The sequence below is a fragment of the Methylogaea oryzae genome (assembly GCF_019669985.1).
In the GTDB taxonomy this organism is placed as follows: Bacteria; Pseudomonadota; Gammaproteobacteria; order Methylococcales; family Methylococcaceae; genus Methylogaea; species Methylogaea oryzae.
In genome coordinates, this window is the sequence record NZ_AP019782.1 from 3,933,789 (window position 1) to 3,950,616 (window position 16,828).

Consider the following 16,828-nt stretch of genomic DNA (forward strand, 5'->3'; position numbering starts at 1 on the left):
TGGTTAAACCTCAACCTGGCCGGCGATTTGCTGGAGCTTGATGACGACAAACTCGGCCGGTTTCAGGGGCGCAAACCCGACCACGACATTGACGATTCCCAGGTCGATGTCGTTTTGGGTGGTGGTTTCCTTATCGCATTTGACGAAATAGGCGTCGCGCGGCGAGCTGCCCTGGAACGCGCCTTGGCGGAACAGGTTGTGCATGAACGCGCCCACATTCAGGCGGATCTGGCTCCACAGCGGTTCGTCGTTGGGCTCGAACACCACCCACTTCAAGCCGCGGAACAGGCTTTCCTCGATATACAGCGCGGTGCGGCGGACGGGGACGTATTTGTATTCGTCCGCCAGTTGGTCGGCTCCTTTGAGGGTGCGGGAACCCCATACCACCCGGCCGCCGGTGGAAAAAGCCCGCAGGCAATTGATGCCCAGCTGGTTCAGTTCGCCGTTTTCCGGATCGGTCAGCACCACGCTGAGGGAAGGCACCCCGACCAGGGTGGCGTCCAGGCCCGCCGGCGCTTTCCAAACGCCCCGCTGGGCGTCGGTGCGGGCGAAGATGCCGGCTACGGCGCCGCAGGCGTCGAAATCCTCCATCTGGCCGTCGCGCAGCGGGTTGGGTTGGCGCAGGCGCGGAAAGAACAAAGCGGCGTTGCGGCTGCGGGTGCCCACGTCGTCGTTGTTGGCGTCGAGGAATTTCTCCTTGGCCTTGTCCTTGTCGGTCCAGCCCTTGGGCGCATCCACGATCAGCATGGCGCGGCGCTTTTCGCAGTAAGCGGCGGCGGCGGCGATGACGTTCACGTCGACGAACACCGTATCGGCCGAAGCATGATGGGTCGGGATGCACAGAAGATTGAACAGGTCCACCTGCTCCAGGGCGTAAATACCTTTTTTCAGGCTTTCGCCGTTGGCCGGCAGCAAGTCCAGCGCCGTCAGGGGCAATCCATCAGATACCGCTTTGTCGGCGTCCGACAATGCCTTGTCCAGGGCCGTCTTGGTGGTGGTCACGGCCGCCTGTTCCGTCGCCACATTGGCCGGATCGGAATTCTGCTTCTCGAACAGGGCTTTCTTGGCGACAGCGTAGTCGTTTTCCGCCTTGCTCAGCGCGTCGACACCGGCGGCGATGGTGGCTCCGCTGTCGGGTACGCCGTTATAGCGCAACAGGCTGGAACCGGCCTCCAGCACTTTGTCCACCCGGCGGGAGCTGTCCTTGACCGTGACGTTGGCGAAGCGCTCGGTCTTGCCGCCGGGGGCGGTGTCGCGCACGCTGACGTTGAACAAATCCGCCTTAGTCACGCCCATGGCGGCGGCGACCGAGTCGGACAGGTTGTCCGTATCCACGCTGACCCGCAGGCCGATACCCCATTTACCCTCGCTGGCGGCGACAAAGTCGAAGTCGCCCACCGTCAGCGGGGCAATGGCGGCGGCGGAAGCGCCCTCATCGTTTTTGTAGAGGCGCACGATAATCGCCTGGCCGCCGCCGTTGAGGAAGAAATCGCGCACGGCGAACCCCAGGGCGCTCTCGCTCCAAAGGCCGCCGAAAGTCTTCTCGAAATCGCCGAAACCGTTGATGGTGAACGCTTTGTTGGTCGGTCCACGGGCAGCCCGGCCGACAAACGCGGTAATGGAGGTGGCGACACCGGTAATGGTCCGTACGCCACTGGGAATCTCCTCGACGTAGACCCCGGGATAGCTTAATGCGACTGGCATTGGATTCCTCCTAACATGAATTCCGTTTACGGTTTCGTCGGCAAGCTTCCGCTATCGGCCTTAATTGGCTTTCCAAATCCGTGGCAGACGTCGGTACAAACCCTGGAAAGAGCGGATATCTCCCGCTCGATTAAGCTACCGTCTTGGTGAAATCGCGTCTGTAATCCACAGGCGAATCTTGTGTAGGCCATCGCTTTAGTTCGCGTAAGCCACGACTTACACGTCCGCCCAGCAGGGATTCGAGACGGACGCCAATACGGCGATCGCCCTGGCGTCAGCCAGGATTGGGCTATCGAGGAATGACTGGAAAAAAACCCGAGCGAGATGCGCTTATTCGCTTTTCCCGCGGTAAGCCGCGACGGCTACGATGAATTGCAGGGAAGAGAACGGCCGGGGAAACCGCGAACCGGACGGGTCAAAATGGAGGAGCGGAGGCCAAAACGGCCGGACGGATTTGCCGCCCGGCCGCTATGTTGCTAGAGAAGGGGAAGAAGAGGGAACGCCGACAGCGGGTGGCTCAGCGATTTTCAGTCCACATCGCCGTCGCGACGTTGCTTACGGCCCGTCAACATGGCTCTAGCCAAATTCTCGCCGTGCACGTAGCTTTCCGCCAGCACGCCCAGCACATGCACGACAACCAGCGCCAAGCTGATATTGGCGAAGGTTTCGTGCCAATGTTCCAGCTTTTTTTCCACCGCTTTGCCGGCATCTCCCAGCCACGGCGCCAGAGGACCGGCCCCTTTGTCGGCCGCATAAACGGCCAAACCGCTGACCGTGACGGCCAGCAACAACGACAAGAGCGCCACAACCATCCAGCCGCCGGGGGGATTGTGGCCGAGATAACGAGGCGGATTGGGCCTCGACAAGCGAACGAGATATTCCTTGACCGTCGCCAAGGGACGAACGAAATCGGTAAAGCGGGCGCGGCGCGGCCCAACCAAGCCCCACACCAACCGAAACGCCAGCAAACCCAATACGCCGTAGCCGGCCGCCACGTGGATTTGCAGCCAATCGTCCTCGCTGGCGTAGGCGACGACAAAAGCGGCCACCAGCAGCCAGTGGAACAAACGCAGCAGGGGATCCCAAACGCTGACTTCAGACGGAGTGCTGTTCATGCTCGAACTCCTATTGAATAAGGACAGGTATTTTACGGCTTTTCCGGCGGCCTTTAGGCCGACCATGGCACGTTCCGGCGATCTCGCCTCAAAGGACGATACCCGCGTTGCGCGGCATTCGCGGCCGCCGGCGGATAAAAAGCCGAGGTTTTCCGGTGGATGCATAATATGCAAATCAAAACGGACGCCCTTAGCATCATAACGGCCTAATGCAAGCCATCAACGCATTTGACTGGTGTCCTCGCCATGGGCGGGCTATAGTTCCGCCCAGCCTGAAACCGGGTAGTCCACCACTCAATCCAACATATCAAAATAAGAGAACGCCATGGATCAGTCCAACCGCTATGCCCGACTCGACCTGAACGAAGCCGACCTCATCAAAGGCGGCCGCCACGTGCTGTGCGCCTACATCATGAAGCCGAAAGCGGGCCATGGCGACTACCTGTCCACGGCCGCCCACTTCGCCGCCGAATCCTCCACCGGCACCAACGTGGAAGTGGGCACCACCGATGAATTCACCCGCGGCGTCGACGCCCTGGTGTACGAAATCGACGAAGCCCGCGAGATCATGAAGATCGCCTACCCGGTGGAGCTGTTCGACCGCAACATCAAGGACGGCCGCGCCATGATCGTGTCTTTCCTGACCCTGGCCATCGGCAACAACCAGGGCATGGGCGACGTGGAATACGCCAAGATGGTGGACTTCTACGTGCCGCCTTGTTATCTGCAGCTGTTCGACGGCCCGGCCATCAACATCGTCGACATGTGGCGCATCCTCGGCCGGCCGCTGGTGGACGGCGGCATGGTGGTGGGCACCATCATCAAGCCCAAGCTGGGCCTGCGTCCGCAACCCTTCGCCGACGCCTGCCACCAGTTCTGGCTGGGCGGCGACTTCATCAAGAACGACGAGCCGCAGGGCAACCAGATCTTCGCCCCGCTCAAGGAAACCATCCCCCTGGTGGCCGACGCCATGCGCCGCGCCCAGGACGCCACCGGCGAGGCCAAGCTGTTCTCCGCCAACATCACCGCGGACGACCCGTTCGAAATGATCGCCCGCGGCGAATACATCCTGGAAACCTTCGCCGAAAACGCCAGCCATGTCGCCTTCCTGGTGGACGGCTACGTCGGCGGCCCGACGGCGGTCACCACCTGCCGCCGCTACTTCCCCAACCAGTTCCTGCACTACCACCGCGCCGGCCACGGCGCCGTCACCAGCCCGCAATCCAAGCGCGGCTACACGGCTTTCGTGCACTGCAAAATGTCGCGTCTGCAGGGCGCGTCCGGCATCCACACCGGCACCATGGGCTACGGCAAGATGGAAGGCGGCGCGGAAGACAAGAACATCGCCTACATGCTGGAGCGCGATGCCGCGGACGGCCCGTTCTACCACCAGGAATGGCTGGGCATTAAGCCCACCACGCCGATCATCTCCGGCGGCATGAACGCCCTGCGCCTGCCCGGCTTCTTCGACAACCTGGGCCACTGCAACGTCATCCAGACCTCCGGCGGCGGCGCTTTCGGCCACAAGGAAGGCGGCGCGGCCGGCGCCAAATCGCTGAAGCAGGCCCGCGACGCCTGGCTTGCCGGCATCAACTTGGTGGAATACGCCAAAGACCACCCGGAACTGAAGGGCGCCTTCGAAACCTTCCAAGGCGATGCGGACAAGCTCTTCCCAGGCTGGCGCGAAGCGCTGAAGGTGCACAAATAAGCGGATTCCGCTTCGACGAGCAAAGCCCCGGCCGGTCCGGGGCTTTTTTATTTGTCGCTCCTGCGCGGAGCGCGGCAACGACCCAAGCCGCTTGCCTTCGTCGCCTTTCTCGCCTACAAAGCGCCTAACCTTTTCCAACCCGGAATTTTTCATGGCAGACCCAGCCCCGTTGCTCGTCCTGGTGGACGGCTCTTCCTTCCTTTACCGCGCGTTCCACGCCTTGCCGCCGCTCACCAATTCCCACGGCGAGCCCACCGGCGCGGTGTTTGGCGTCGCCAACATGCTGCGCAAGCTGGAGGCGGACTACCAAACGCCGCACGTCGCCGTGGTGTTCGACGCGCCGGGCAAGACGTTCCGCAACGAGGCTTACGAACAATACAAAGCACACCGGCCGCCCATGCCGGACGAGTTGAAGGCGCAGATCGAACCGCTGCACCGGCTGGTGAAGGCCATGGGCCTGCCGCTGCTGATGGAAACCGGCGTGGAGGCGGACGACGTGATCGGCACCCTGGCCGTGCGCGCGGCGGCGGCGGGTTACAAGGTGGTGGTGTCCACCGGCGACAAGGACATGGCGCAGTTGGTGAACGACGCCATCAGCCTGGAAAACACCATGACCAACACCCGCATGGACCGCCAGGGGGTCATGGACAAGTTCGGCGTGGCGCCGGAGCAGATCGTCGATTACCTGACCCTGGTGGGCGACACCTCCGACAACATTCCCGGCGTGCCCAAGGTCGGCCCCAAGACCGCCGCCAAGTGGTTGCAGGAATACGGCAGCCTGGACAATCTCATCGCCCATGCGGACGCGGTCGGCGGCAAGGTGGGGGAGAACCTTCGCGCGTCCCTGGAGCAGATTCCCCTGTCGAAACACCTGGCCACCATCCATTGCGATGTGGAACTGCCGCTGGGGCCGGACGAGTTGAAGCGCGGCGAACCGGACGTGGAGGCTTTGCGCGAGCTGCTGGCGCGGTTGGAGTTTTTCAATTGGCTGAAGCAGGTGGAGGCGGGGGGCGGCCAGTCTAATTCCCCTCACCCTAGCGGCTCCGCCCCCCTCGCTTCGCTCTCCCCGGAGGGAGAGGGGACCGGAGGCGCCCAATACGAAACGGTGCTGACGGAATCCCAGCTGGACGCCTGGCTCGCCAAGCTGGAGCAGGCCGAGCTGTTCGCCTTCGACACGGAAACCACCAGCCTGGATTACATGAGCGCCGAAATCGTCGGCGTATCCTTTGCCGTCACGCCGGGCGAGGCGGCTTACGTGCCCCTGGCCCACCATTACCTGGATGCACCGCAGCAGCTGGATAGAGACGCCGTGTTGGCCAGACTCAAGCCGCTGCTGGAAGACGAAAACAAGGCCAAGCTGGGCCAGCACTTGAAATACGACGGCCACGTGCTGGCCAACCACGGCATCGCCCTCGCCGGCATCCGCCACGACACCATGCTGGAATCCTACGTGCTGGACAGCACCGCCACCCGCCACGACATGGACTCCCTGGCGCGGCATTACCTGGGGGTGCACACCATCCACTACGAAGACGTGGCCGGCAAGGGCGCCAAGCAGATTCCCTTCTCGCAAGTAGCGGTGGAAGCGGCCAGCGACTATGCCGCCGAGGATGCCGACATCACCCTCAAGCTGCACCAGACCCTGTGGCCCAAGTTGGAGGCCGAGCCCGCGCTGCGCGCGGTTTACGAGGAAATCGAAATTCCCCTGGTGCCGGTGCTGGGCCGCATGGAGCATTTGGGCGTGCTCATCGACACCGCCAAACTGGCCCGGCAAAGCCAGGAGCTGGCCGACCGCTTGTATGCCATCGAGGAACAAGCCTTCGAGGTAGCCGGCGAGCGCTTCAACCTGGCTTCGCCCAAGCAGATCCAAACGATCCTGTACGACAAGCTGCAAATCCCCGTCACCAAGAAGACGCCCAAGGGCCAGCCTTCCACCGCCGAGGAGGTGCTGCAGGATTTGGCTTACCTTTACGAACTGCCGCGCCTGCTGCTCGAGCATCGCTCCTTGAACAAGCTCAAGTCCACCTATACCGACAACCTGCCCAAACAGGTCTGCCGCAAGACCGGCCGGGTGCACACCTCCTACCACCAGGCGGTGGCGGCCACCGGGCGGCTGTCGTCTTCCGACCCCAATCTGCAGAACATCCCGGTGCGCACCGAGGAAGGCCGCAAAATCCGCCAGGCCTTCGTCGCACCGCCCGGCCACGTCATCCTGGCCGCCGACTATTCGCAGATCGAGCTCCGCATCATGGCCCACCTCTCCGGCGATAAAGGCCTGCTGGACGCCTTCGCCCACGGCGACGACATCCACCGCGCCACCGCCGCCGAAGTGTTCGGCCTGGCGCCCGACAGCGTCAGCAGCGAGCAGCGCCGTTCCGCCAAAGCCATCAACTTCGGCCTGATCTACGGCATGTCCGCCTTCGGCCTGGCCAAGCAGTTGGGCGTGGGGCAGAAAGAGGCGCAGCGCTACATCGAGCTGTATTTCGCCCGCTACCCAGGCGTGAAGGCCTACATGGACGACACCCGCGCCGCCGCCAAGGAGCGCGGGTATGTGGAAACGGTGTTCGGCCGCCGCTTGTACGTGCCGGACATCAACGCCCGCGACGGCCAGCGCCGCCAGTACGCCGAGCGCACCGCCATCAACGCCCCCATGCAGGGCACCGCCGCCGACATCATCAAGCGGGCGATGCTGGCGGTGGACGGTTGGATACAACAAAGCGGCGCACCGCTGCGCATGATCATGCAGGTGCACGACGAACTGGTATTCGAAGTGGCGGAAGGCTACGTGGAGCAGGCCAAGACGGAAATCGCCGAGCGCATGGGCCGGGCCGCCGAGCTGCACGTGCCGCTGGTGGTGGACGTGGGCGTGGGAAGCAACTGGGACGAGGCGCATTGACCGGCGAAAGCGGGGCGGCGCCGGTGGTATGATGCGCCGCCTCAGCCTTCCACCAGTCCAACGATGCCCGACATGAGCAAAACCATCCACATTTCCCTCAAGCAACCGGCCGAGCAACTGATCCAGCAAGCCAAGGCGGCGGCCGCCAGGAACGGCGTGACCATGGAGGGAGACGCCGCCGGCGGGCGCTTCGCCGGTTCCGGCATCCAAGGCCAATACGCGGTGGCGGGCGACACGCTGTCCATCACCATCAGCAAGAAGCCCCTCATCATGCCCTGGGCCTTCATCGAGCAGGGTGTCACGGCGTTCTTCGCCTGACTCGCCCCGCTACCGCCGATGACCGCTCCCTTTTAATCCGTTACTAATGTTCTATTAAGTACCCCATAAAACCCGTCGGGTATCGTGGCTCACAATGTATGTGACTATGGCGATACCTCCCATGCCTAAATTCGTTTCCGCTCCCTCCCTGCCGCTCACCGGCCTGGCCGGCCTCAAGCAAAACTGGCGCAGCGATTTGCTTTCCGGCTTTCTGGTGTTTTTGATCGCCCTGCCCTTGTGCTTGGGCATCGCCATGGCCTCCGGCTTCCCGCCCATGGGCGGCATCATCACCGCCATCGTCGGCGGCGTGCTGGTGTCCCGCCTCAACGGTTCCTTCGTCACCATCAACGGGCCCGCCGCCGGCCTCATCGTGGTGGTGCTGGGCGCCGTGCAGTCCTTGGGGCAGGGCGATGCCATGGCCGGCTACCGCTATACCTTGGCCGCCATCGTCGTCGCCAGCGTGTTCCAGACTTTGATGGGGCTGTTCAAGGCCGGACGCTTGTCGGCCTTCTTCCCTTCGTCGGTGGTGCACGGCATGCTGGCGGCCATCGGCATCATCATCATGGCGAAGCAGATCCACGTCATGCTGGGGGTGAAGCCGGAGGCCAAGGAATTGATCGACACCATCCTGGCCATTCCCCACAGTGTCGTCGAGCTCAATCCGGAAATCGCTTGCATCGGCTTCGCCGGCCTGGCGCTGCTGATCGCTTGGTCGCTCATCAAGAACCGGGTGCTGAAGATGATCCCGGCGCCGCTGGTGGTGGTGGCGGTGGGCATGCTGCTGGAGCGGTATTTCGATCTGGATCACGAACACGTCTATATGTTCCTGCCGGATCAGGAGTTCCTGCCCCACCACGAGTTCAGCATCGGTCCGAAGTTCCTGGTGTCGATCCCGGACGATTTCCTGGCGGGCTTTTATTTCCCCGATTTCGGCAAGATCGCTACGGTGGAGTTCTGGTCGGCCGTGCTCAGCATCTGCTTGGTGGGCAGCGTGGAAAGCCTGTTGTCGGCCGCCGCTGTGGACAAGCTGGATCCCTACAAGCGCTGTTCGGATTTGAACCGCGATTTGGCGGCGGTGGGCATGGGCAACGTGGTTTGCGGGTTGTTGGGCGGCCTGCCCATGATCGCGGAGATCGTGCGCAGTTCGGCCAACGTCAACAACGGCGCCCAGACCGGTTGGGCCAACTTCTTCCACGGCCTGTTCCTGCTGATTTTCGTGGCCTTGTTCCCCCACTTCATCCACGAGATCCCGCTGGCGTCCCTGGCGGCGCTGTTGGTCTACACCGGCTTCCGCTTGGCCTCCCCCAAGGAGTTCGCCAAGACCATGGCGATCGGCTGGGAGCAGCTCACCCTGTTCGTCGTCACCATCGCCGGCGTGCTGGCCACGGACCTGTTGATCGGCGTCGCCATGGGCATCGCCGCCAAGTTCGCCCTGCACCTCCTGCGCGGCGTCAGCCTGACCAATTTGTTCAAGCTGTTCTATCACGTCGAGCAGAAAGACGCCGACCATTACGTGATCAAGATCGAAGGCGCGGCGGTGTTCTCCAACTTCATGGCGCTGAAAAGCGCCGCCGCCGAGCTGCCGCAAGGGAAGACCGTCGTGTTCGATTTGTCCGACGTCTACCTGATCGACCACACGGTGATGGAATTCATCGACCACTATTGCCACGACTACAACAGCCGCGGCGGTCAGTGCGCCATCCACGGCCTCCACAACCACGAACCGTTTTCCAGCCATCCGCTGGCCGCCCGTAGGCGGCTGACCTAGAACGACGGGCGCCTTAGGAAAACAAAAGCCCCGCCCCGGCGGGGCTTTTTTATTGCGCCGCGGCATGCCCCGCGGGTCGCGCAACCCACGCGCCGCTCGGCGTCGAACGAACCGCGGCGGCGACGGCCCACGACCGAAAGCCGTCGGCCGACAGACTCACACGCACAACAAAAAGGCCTCGCCGGCTTGCCGCCGGCGAGGCCTTAACCCTCCGGTGAATCAACCGGGCTTGCGCATCTCGCTGTGGTGAATGCTGTACTTGAAATAAACCCCCAAGCCCGCCGCCATCCACACGACGAACAGCAGCCAAGTGGTGAACGGCAGGTTGAACATCAGGTAAGCGCAGGCCGCCATGCCGGCCACCGGCACGTAAGGCACGCCGGGGCAGTGGAAGGGGCGTTCCAGGTCGGGGCGGCTGCGGCGCAGCAGCAGCACGCCGCCGCACACCACGCCGAAGGCGAACAGCGTGCCCAGGCTGACCAGCTCGCTCAGCACATTGAGGGGCACGAAGGCGGCCACCAGGGCAACGGCGGCGCCCACCGTCAAGGTGGAAACGTGGGGGGTCTTGTATTCGGCATGCACTTCCGAAGCCCAAGGCGGCAGCAAGCCGTCGCGACCCATGGTGTAGAACACCCGGCTCTGGCCCAGCAATAGCACCAGGATCACCGAGGTCATGCCGATGAGGGCGCCCACTTCGATGATGAAAGCCAGATCGCCCTGGCCGATGTGGTGCAGGGCGGCGGCGATGGGGGCCGGCACGTTCAGCTCTTTATAGGAAATCATGCCGGTCAGCACCGCCGCCGTCAGCAGGTACAGCACGGTGCAAATGGCCAGCGAGGTGATGATGCCCTTGGGCACGTCCGTTTCCGGGTTGATGGCCTCCTGGGCGGCGGTGGAAACGGCGTCGAAGCCGATGTAGGCGAAGAAGATCACCCCGGCGCCGGTCATCATGCCGGAGAAGCCGAAGGGCATGAAAGGCGTCCAATTGCTGGCCTTGACCGAACCCATGCCGGCCAGGATGAACAGCACCACCATGGCGACCTTGACGAGCACCATGATGTTGTTGGCCGAGGCCGATTCGCGGATGCCGATGATCAACACATAAGTGAGCGCCCCCACCACCAGCGCCGCCGGCAGGTTGATGAAGCCGCCTTCCGCCATGAACAGGGAGGCGGTCAGCATCTTCGGCAAGTGGATGCCCAACCCTCCCAGCAGGCTGGTGAAATAGCCCGACCAGCCGATGGCCACGGTACTGGCGGACATGGCGTATTCCAGCACCAGGTCCCAGCCGATGATCCAGGCGACCAGCTCGCCCATGGTGGCGTAAGCGTAGCTGTACGCGCTGCCGGAAATGGGGATCATGGCGGTCAGCTCGCTGTAGCACAGCGCCGCCAGGCCGCACGCGATGCCCGCCAGCACGAAGGACAGCATGATGGCCGGCCCGGCGTATTTGGCGGCCGCCACGCCGGTGATGACGAAAATGCCCGCGCCGATGATGGCGCCGATGCCCAGGAACACCAGGTCCTTGGCGTGCAGGGTACGCTTCAGGTCGTGGCGCGAAGCCAGCATGTCGTCGATGGATTTGGTGTGAAACAGCTTCTGCATGATTTTCCGCCCTTGATGTTATTAGTAATCCGTCTGGGCCGCCCCGAGGTCAACCGGCTAATTTACGCAAATCTCCCGCTTGAACGCCACAATTTCCTGGGACGGCCCCAGCACCACCAAAATGTCCCCCGCATCCAGCCGGTAATCCACCTCACCGGTGACGAAACGCAGCTCCTTGCCCAGCGCCTTGTCCACCACCCCCAGCAAAACCAGGTTGTAGCGTTCCTTCCAATGCAGTTCGCTGAGGCGGCGCTGGTCCAGGCAGCAGCCTTTGGGAATTTCGATTTCGGCCATTTTCAAATCGTGGCGGCCGTAGACCGTTTCGTCCAGGATATCGACGATCACCGGCCGCTTGATGATCTCGTAGATGCGGCGGCCCGACACCTCGTACGGGTCGATGATCTTGTCGGCGCCGGCGGCGCGCAGCTTGTCGGCGGATTCGGGCGAATCCACCACCGACACGATCGTCAGCCTGGGCGCCAGGGCGCGGGCGGAAATGGTGAGGAAAACGTTTTCGGAGTCTTCCGGGAAAAAGCAGAATATCGTGTCGACATCCCGGCCGATGCCGATGGCGCGCAAGGCGTCGTCGTTGCGATGATCGGCCAGCACCGCTTGGTAGCCCCGCTCCGTGGCGCTGCGCACGCGGGCTTCGTCGTTGTCCACCAGGATGAAGCGATGCTGGCGTGAGTTGAGCCGGCGCGCCGCGTCCAGCCCCAGGTTGTTGCAGCCGAATAAAACGATGCTGTCGTGTTTCACGCCCGCTTCCTCAACAGGTTGAGCCGTCCCTTGTCGGCCAGTTCCTTGAAATGGGCGATGCTGTATTCGTGGCCGAACACCACCAGGATGTCTCCAGCGTGCAAACGGAAATCGGCAGGCGGATTGAAATAGAAAAACCGGCTGCGCAAGCTGTATCCCGGACGGTTTTCCCGGCTGTCGTGGGGCACGCCGATCACGCCGAGCAGAATCAAGCGGATGTCGTCGAAACGGATGTCGCCGATGTGGGCCCCGGCCAAAACCGAGCCTTCCGCCGCCATCACCGCCTCGACCCGCGTGTATTTGTCGCCGCCGGCCATGCCGTAAACCGCTTCGAACGCCACCGGCTGGCCGACGTATTCGGCCACCGTGAGACCGACCATCTCAAACGGCTGGATCACGTAATTGGCGCCGGCCTGCTCCAATTTGCGCGCCGATTCCGGCTTGGCGGCGCGGGAAATGATGTTGAGCGTGGGGTTCAGGTAACGGGCGGTGAGGGTGATGTAGACGTTGAGCACGTCGTCGCCGGTGAGGCATAACACCGTGCCCACTTGATCGCGGATGCCGAGCCGGACCAAGATCTCGTTGCTCGAAGCGTCGCCCAGGATGGCCAGAAAACCGCGCTTTTTGGCCAAATCCACCCGATCCCGGTCCCGGTCGATGATGACGAAACGGGCGCCGTCCTCCTCCAATTTCTGCACCACGACCTGGCCCATGCGGCCATAGCCGCACACCACGATCAAGCCCTCGCACTTTTCCACCTCGACATAGACGCGGTGCTCGCGCAGCTCGTCCATTTTTTCGGCGAACGCGGCGATCAACAGCGAGGTCAGGAACGCCACCAGGCCCACGCCCGAGATGACCAGCAGGTAGGTGATGATCCGCCCTTCCGGCGTTTGCGGCGTAATGTCGCCGTAGCCCACCGTGAACAGCGTGACGAACGACCAATAAAGGGCATCGCTGAAACCGCGAATCTGCCCGCCTTCGAGCTCGCCTTCGAACACGTACATGGCGGCGCTGGACGCCAAAATCACGAAACCGAGGAAAAACGCCAGGGTGTACAGCTCGAAGCGTTTTTCCGACAGCACCCGCACGAATTCGTTGAAGCTCTGGGCGTAACGGAACAGCTTGAACAGGCGCAGCAGGATGAACACCCGCAGAATGCGCAGGGGACGGTATACCGGCAGGATCGCCAACAGGTCGATGACGGCGAACGGCGTGGTGGCGTATTGCCACTTGCGCAACAGGATGTGCCAAAGCGCCGGCCCCAGGCGGAAGCGCAGGTTGAGGAACTCGGCTTTTTCGTAGTGCTCGATGACGATCTTATGGCTGTCGTCGTGCAGCCACAGGCGCAGCAGGTATTCCACGCAAAACACGCTGACGGCGAAATATTCGAGATATTCGCCGGCGACGCCGCCGCCGTGTTTCGTATCGTAGATATAAAGGAAGACGCTGAGGGTCACCAGCGCCATCATGGACAAGTCGAAATAGGGCCGCATGCGCGACCGGGGGTTAATCAGCAGATTATGGAAAAAGCCTTTCCAGCGCTTGTACGCCGCCGAGCCTTCCAGATGGTAAGCGAGAAATACCGCGAAGCGGCCGATCATGGGTGCCGGCAATACAGGTAGGGGGCAGGAACGTTAGCGCGTACCGTAAACGACAATGGTTTTGCCTTTGACGTCGATCAGCTTCTGGTTCTGCAATTCCTTCAGCACACGACCGGCCATTTCCCGCGAACAGCCGACGATGCGCCCCAACTCCTGGCGGGTGATGCGAATCTGCATGCCTTCCGGGTGGGTCATGGCGTCCGGCTGCTTGCACAAGTCCATCAGCGTGTGGGAAATGCGCCCGGTGACGTCGGTGAAAGCCAAGTCGCCGACTTTGCGGTTGGTGGTCAGCAAGCGCCCCGCCAACTGCTTGGCCATCATGAACATCACGCCGGTGGCGTGGGGCGCCAAGTCCGTATGGATCAGCTGATGGAAGCGCTGGTAGCTGATTTCGGCAAACTGGCACGGCTCGCGAGTGCGCACCGTCACGTAACGCACCATTTCGCCGAGGAATACGCCCACCTCGCCGACGAACTCCCCTTTGTTGATGTAGGCCAGCACCAGTTCGTGGCCGTCCGCGTCAATCATGCTGACGGAAACCGAACCCTCGACGATGTAGAAGAAAGTTTCGCCTTTGTCGCCCGGCTTGATGATGGTGTACTTGGCCGGAAAACGACGCAAATGGCAATGATGGATAAAGGCCGCCATGTCTGGATGGGTGGTTGCCACTGCGTTTACCAAGTCTTCCATACATGCGCCTTCAGTGCGTTGTTCTAAATAGGGTTTTAGCGGTTTATCCGGTTAATTTCCTGCATTACGGCGCCAATTGCAAGGCATCCCCCGGCTTGCGCGGCGCATCTACGCCGGCAGCGCGTTTTTGTGGTAGGCTATGCCGCTATTTTTCCTTGGGAAATGGTATGAAAGCGCGAGTCAAATGGATCGAGGACAGCTTGTTCGTCGCCGAGTCCGGCAGCGGCCACGCCGTGGTCATCGACGGCCCGCCGGAAGCCGGCGGCAAGAACCTTGGCCCGCGTCCCATGGAAATGCTGCTCATGGGCGTGGGCGGCTGCAGTTCTTTCGACGTGGTGGACATCCTCAGGAAAGGCCGCCATCCGATCAAGGGCTGCGAAGTGCACATCAGCGCGGAGCGCGCCGACACCGTACCCAAGGTGTTCACCAAAATACACCTGCACTTCGTGGTCAGCGGCAACGGCCTGACGGAAAGCGCCGTCAGCCGCGCCGTGAACCTTTCCGCGGAAAAATACTGTTCCGCTTCCATCATGCTGGGCAAAACCGCCGAAATCAGCCACGACTTCGAAATCGTCGAAGGCTGACACAGGCGTCCCGGCTCGTTTTACAACCATCCACTGGAGGCTGCTGGCAAGTCGATGGACAAGTTACAATTACACGGCTTCAACAACCTGACCAAGTCGCTCAGCTTCAACATCTACGACATCTGTTACGCCAAATCGGAACAGGGCCAGCGCCGTTACATCGAATACATCGACGAAGCCTATAGCGCCACGCGCTTGACGCAGATCCTCACCGACGTCACCAGCATCATCGGGGCGGAAATCCTCAATGTCGCCCGGCAGGACTACGATCCCCAGGGCGCCAGCGTGACCATGCTGATTTCCGAAGGCCACGACGTGCCGGAAACGGTGACCAATGCCGAAACGCCCGGCCCGCTGCCGGAAAGCGTGGTGGCGCACCTGAACAAAAGCCACATCACGGTGCACACCTACCCGGAGAGCCATCCCCACGCCGGCATCAGCACCTTCCGCGCCGACATCGACGTGTCCACCTGCGGCCGCATTTCGCCGCTGAAGGCCCTGAACTACCTGATCCACAGCTTCGAGTCCGACATCGTCATCATGGACTACCGGGTGCGCGGCTTCACCCGCGACATCGCCGGCCAGAAGCACTACATCGACCACGAGATCACCTCGATCCAGAACTACATCGCCGACGCCACGGCGGACCGTTACCAGATGATCGACGTGAACGTGTACCAGGAGAACATCTTCCACACCAAGATGATGTTGAAGGACTTCAACCTGGACAACTACTTGTTCGAGACCGATCAAGGCGCTTTGGACAAGGACGAGCGGGAGCAAATCCAGCGCCAGCTCAATCAGGAAATGGCGGAAATCTTCTACGGCCGCAATTACCAGCTGCGCCGCTAAACCGTCGGGGACTCGCTTCGCGCGCGGCGATCGCGCGCGAAGCCCACGCCTACAAGCTCCTGGCCAGCAAGGCCACCGGGTGCAGCACCTCCACCGCGCCCTTTCCCGCTTCCGCCAACCCGGCCCGCAAGTGTCCGGCGCATCCCACATTGGAGGTGGCGACGACATCCGCGTCCGCCACTGAGCCGACGATCTCGTCGCGCAAGCGCGCGGCCCAATCGGCGCGATCCAAGCCGTAGGTACCGGCGGCGCCGCAGCAGGCCGGCTGGTCGGGCAATAGGGACAACCCCAAGCCCGGAATCTTGCGCAACAACCCCGCCGGCGCCGCCGCATCCCGCAACGTACAGGGCGTGTGCAGAACCACGTTGACCGGCACGGGCTTGAGCGCCACGTCGCCGGGCCAGGACAAGTCCAGCAGGAAACGGCTGACGTCCAGCACCGGCCGCCCCAGCCCGCCTTGCTCCGCCAGGAACGCTCCGCAGCCGCTGGCGCAGGACACGACCGCATCGGTCCCGGCGAAAGCGCGGCGATTGGCCGCCAGCAAAGGCTCCGCCGCGGACCTGTCCCCGGCGTGCCAGTGCAGGGCGCCGCAGCAATCTTGACCGGCCGGCAGCGCCACCGCCACGCCCAGCCGGGTGAGCGCAACGATGGCGGCCCGCACGGTATCCGCATCCAACCAATCGCCGCTGCAGCCGACAAACAACGCTACCCGCGCCGTTTCCGGCCCTTGCGCCGGATAGAACGTCCGCCGTTGCAGGGGTGCCGGCTGGTTAGCCAAGGCTTCCAACGGGGCGGGTACCCAGCGGCGCAACCATGGCCGCCAAGCGGACCGCCCATAACCGCGCGCCAAGTCCGCCAGCCGTCTGCGCCAAACGGCGTCGCCCAGGATTTTGCGCGCCAGGCGCCCCCTCGGCCCGTCGGCGGCTTGCGGCTGGGCGGCGCGGAAATCGTCGAGCAAGCGGCCATAGGGCACTTTGGCCGGACACACCACCTCGCAGCGCCGGCAAGACAGGCAGTTGCCCAGATGGGTTCGCAGGGCCGGCGTGGCTTGCAGCTTGCCTTCGGCCCAACCCTGCATCAGCGCCAGGCGGCCGCGCGGCGATTCGGCCTCGTCCCGGCTCAACCGGTAAGTAGGGCAGTACGGCAGGCAAAGGCCGCATTTGACGCACAAATCGGCGGCGGCGAAAGCGCCGGGAGGCGGGGAAAAGCAGGACATGAGACTGGCGAT

13 protein-coding genes are annotated in these 16,828 nt (G+C 62.8%); 6 read left to right on the forward strand and 7 right to left on the reverse strand.

The window, feature by feature from the left end; all coding sequences use genetic code 11:
- Nucleotides 1–3: 3 nt before the first annotated feature.
- On the reverse strand, nucleotides 4–1,704 hold the full coding sequence (locus K5607_RS17570) for a phage tail sheath family protein (RefSeq protein ID WP_054773503.1): 1,701 nt from the start codon (nucleotides 1,702–1,704) through the stop codon (nucleotides 4–6).
- A 527-nt stretch (nucleotides 1,705–2,231) separates the two neighbouring features.
- Nucleotides 2,232–2,819, reverse strand: a complete 588-nt coding sequence (locus K5607_RS17575) for a cytochrome b/b6 domain-containing protein (RefSeq protein ID WP_054773507.1) — start codon at nucleotides 2,817–2,819, stop codon at nucleotides 2,232–2,234.
- 325 nt (nucleotides 2,820–3,144) lie between these two features.
- Between K5607_RS17575 and K5607_RS17580 the strand changes: the two genes are divergently transcribed.
- The 4 genes from K5607_RS17580 to K5607_RS17595 all read left to right on the forward strand — a co-directional run bounded on the left by K5607_RS17580 (nucleotide 3,145) and on the right by K5607_RS17595 (nucleotide 9,509).
- The gene (locus K5607_RS17580; protein ID WP_221047783.1) at nucleotides 3,145–4,527 is read left to right on the forward strand and encodes a ribulose-bisphosphate carboxylase; all 1,383 of its coding nucleotides are present in this window, start codon (nucleotides 3,145–3,147) and stop codon (nucleotides 4,525–4,527) included.
- A 151-nt stretch (nucleotides 4,528–4,678) separates the two neighbouring features.
- Nucleotides 4,679–7,423 (forward strand): DNA polymerase I, encoded by a 2,745-nt coding sequence (gene polA, locus K5607_RS17585; protein ID WP_221047784.1) that lies wholly within the window; start codon nucleotides 4,679–4,681, stop codon nucleotides 7,421–7,423.
- Between the two features lie 72 nt (nucleotides 7,424–7,495).
- Complete coding sequence (locus K5607_RS17590) at nucleotides 7,496–7,741, forward strand: hypothetical protein (RefSeq protein WP_156302411.1); 246 nt, start codon at nucleotides 7,496–7,498, stop codon at nucleotides 7,739–7,741.
- Between the two features lie 121 nt (nucleotides 7,742–7,862).
- Nucleotides 7,863–9,509: a SulP family inorganic anion transporter gene (locus K5607_RS17595; RefSeq protein ID WP_221047785.1), complete on the forward strand. Its 1,647-nt coding sequence runs from the start codon at nucleotides 7,863–7,865 to the stop codon at nucleotides 9,507–9,509.
- A 219-nt stretch (nucleotides 9,510–9,728) separates the two neighbouring features.
- On the opposite strand, the gene K5607_RS17600 is transcribed toward K5607_RS17595, so the two are convergent.
- The 4 genes from K5607_RS17600 to crp are packed head-to-tail and all read right to left on the reverse strand — an operon-like array spanning nucleotide 9,729 to nucleotide 14,164.
- Entirely contained in the window at nucleotides 9,729–11,114 is a 1,386-nt protein-coding gene (locus tag K5607_RS17600; RefSeq protein WP_281427721.1) for an amino acid permease, read from the reverse strand.
- A gap of 57 nt (nucleotides 11,115–11,171) precedes the next feature.
- Nucleotides 11,172–11,870, reverse strand: coding sequence for a potassium channel family protein (locus K5607_RS17605; protein ID WP_054773893.1), 699 nt, complete (start codon nucleotides 11,868–11,870; stop codon nucleotides 11,172–11,174).
- Nucleotides 11,867–13,474: an NAD-binding protein gene (locus tag K5607_RS17610; RefSeq protein ID WP_221047786.1), complete on the reverse strand. Its 1,608-nt coding sequence runs from the start codon at nucleotides 13,472–13,474 to the stop codon at nucleotides 11,867–11,869. Before K5607_RS17610 ends, K5607_RS17605 begins: the two co-directional genes overlap by 4 nt.
- A gap of 33 nt (nucleotides 13,475–13,507) precedes the next feature.
- The gene (gene crp / locus K5607_RS17615; RefSeq protein ID WP_054773890.1) at nucleotides 13,508–14,164 is read right to left on the reverse strand and encodes a cAMP-activated global transcriptional regulator CRP; all 657 of its coding nucleotides are present in this window, start codon (nucleotides 14,162–14,164) and stop codon (nucleotides 13,508–13,510) included.
- 167 nt (nucleotides 14,165–14,331) lie between these two features.
- On the opposite strand from crp, the gene K5607_RS17620 reads away from it, so the two are divergent.
- The gene (locus K5607_RS17620; protein WP_054773889.1) at nucleotides 14,332–14,748 is read left to right on the forward strand and encodes an OsmC family protein; all 417 of its coding nucleotides are present in this window, start codon (nucleotides 14,332–14,334) and stop codon (nucleotides 14,746–14,748) included.
- A gap of 54 nt (nucleotides 14,749–14,802) precedes the next feature.
- Nucleotides 14,803–15,600 carry an adenosylmethionine decarboxylase gene (speD, locus tag K5607_RS17625; RefSeq protein WP_221047787.1) on the forward strand — a complete coding sequence of 266 codons (798 nt, stop codon included), beginning with the start codon at nucleotides 14,803–14,805 and terminating at the stop codon, nucleotides 15,598–15,600.
- 49 nt (nucleotides 15,601–15,649) lie between these two features.
- Here the strand turns inward: speD and K5607_RS17630 are convergent, their stop codons facing one another.
- The gene (locus tag K5607_RS17630; protein ID WP_221047788.1) at nucleotides 15,650–16,816 is read right to left on the reverse strand and encodes a (Fe-S)-binding protein; all 1,167 of its coding nucleotides are present in this window, start codon (nucleotides 16,814–16,816) and stop codon (nucleotides 15,650–15,652) included.
- Between the last annotated feature and the right edge of the window lie 12 nt (nucleotides 16,817–16,828).

Bases quoted from the DNA above. Each gene is read 5' to 3' on its own strand.
- K5607_RS17570 (WP_054773503.1), bottom strand. From the start codon at position 1,704: ATGCCAGTCGCATTAAGCTATCCCGGGGTCTACGTCGAGGAGATTCCC.
- K5607_RS17575 (WP_054773507.1), bottom strand. From the start codon at position 2,819: ATGAACAGCACTCCGTCTGAAGTCAGCGTTTGGGATCCCCTGCTGCGT.
- K5607_RS17580 (WP_221047783.1), top strand. From the start codon at position 3,145: ATGGATCAGTCCAACCGCTATGCCCGACTCGACCTGAACGAAGCCGAC.
- polA (WP_221047784.1), top strand. From the start codon at position 4,679: ATGGCAGACCCAGCCCCGTTGCTCGTCCTGGTGGACGGCTCTTCCTTC.
- K5607_RS17590 (WP_156302411.1), top strand. From the start codon at position 7,496: ATGAGCAAAACCATCCACATTTCCCTCAAGCAACCGGCCGAGCAACTG.
- K5607_RS17595 (WP_221047785.1), top strand. From the start codon at position 7,863: ATGCCTAAATTCGTTTCCGCTCCCTCCCTGCCGCTCACCGGCCTGGCC.
- K5607_RS17600 (WP_281427721.1), bottom strand. From the start codon at position 11,114: ATGCAGAAGCTGTTTCACACCAAATCCATCGACGACATGCTGGCTTCG.
- K5607_RS17610 (WP_221047786.1), bottom strand. From the start codon at position 13,474: ATGATCGGCCGCTTCGCGGTATTTCTCGCTTACCATCTGGAAGGCTCG.
- crp (WP_054773890.1), bottom strand. From the start codon at position 14,164: ATGGAAGACTTGGTAAACGCAGTGGCAACCACCCATCCAGACATGGCG.
- K5607_RS17620 (WP_054773889.1), top strand. From the start codon at position 14,332: ATGAAAGCGCGAGTCAAATGGATCGAGGACAGCTTGTTCGTCGCCGAG.
- speD (WP_221047787.1), top strand. From the start codon at position 14,803: ATGGACAAGTTACAATTACACGGCTTCAACAACCTGACCAAGTCGCTC.
- K5607_RS17630 (WP_221047788.1), bottom strand. From the start codon at position 16,816: ATGTCCTGCTTTTCCCCGCCTCCCGGCGCTTTCGCCGCCGCCGATTTG.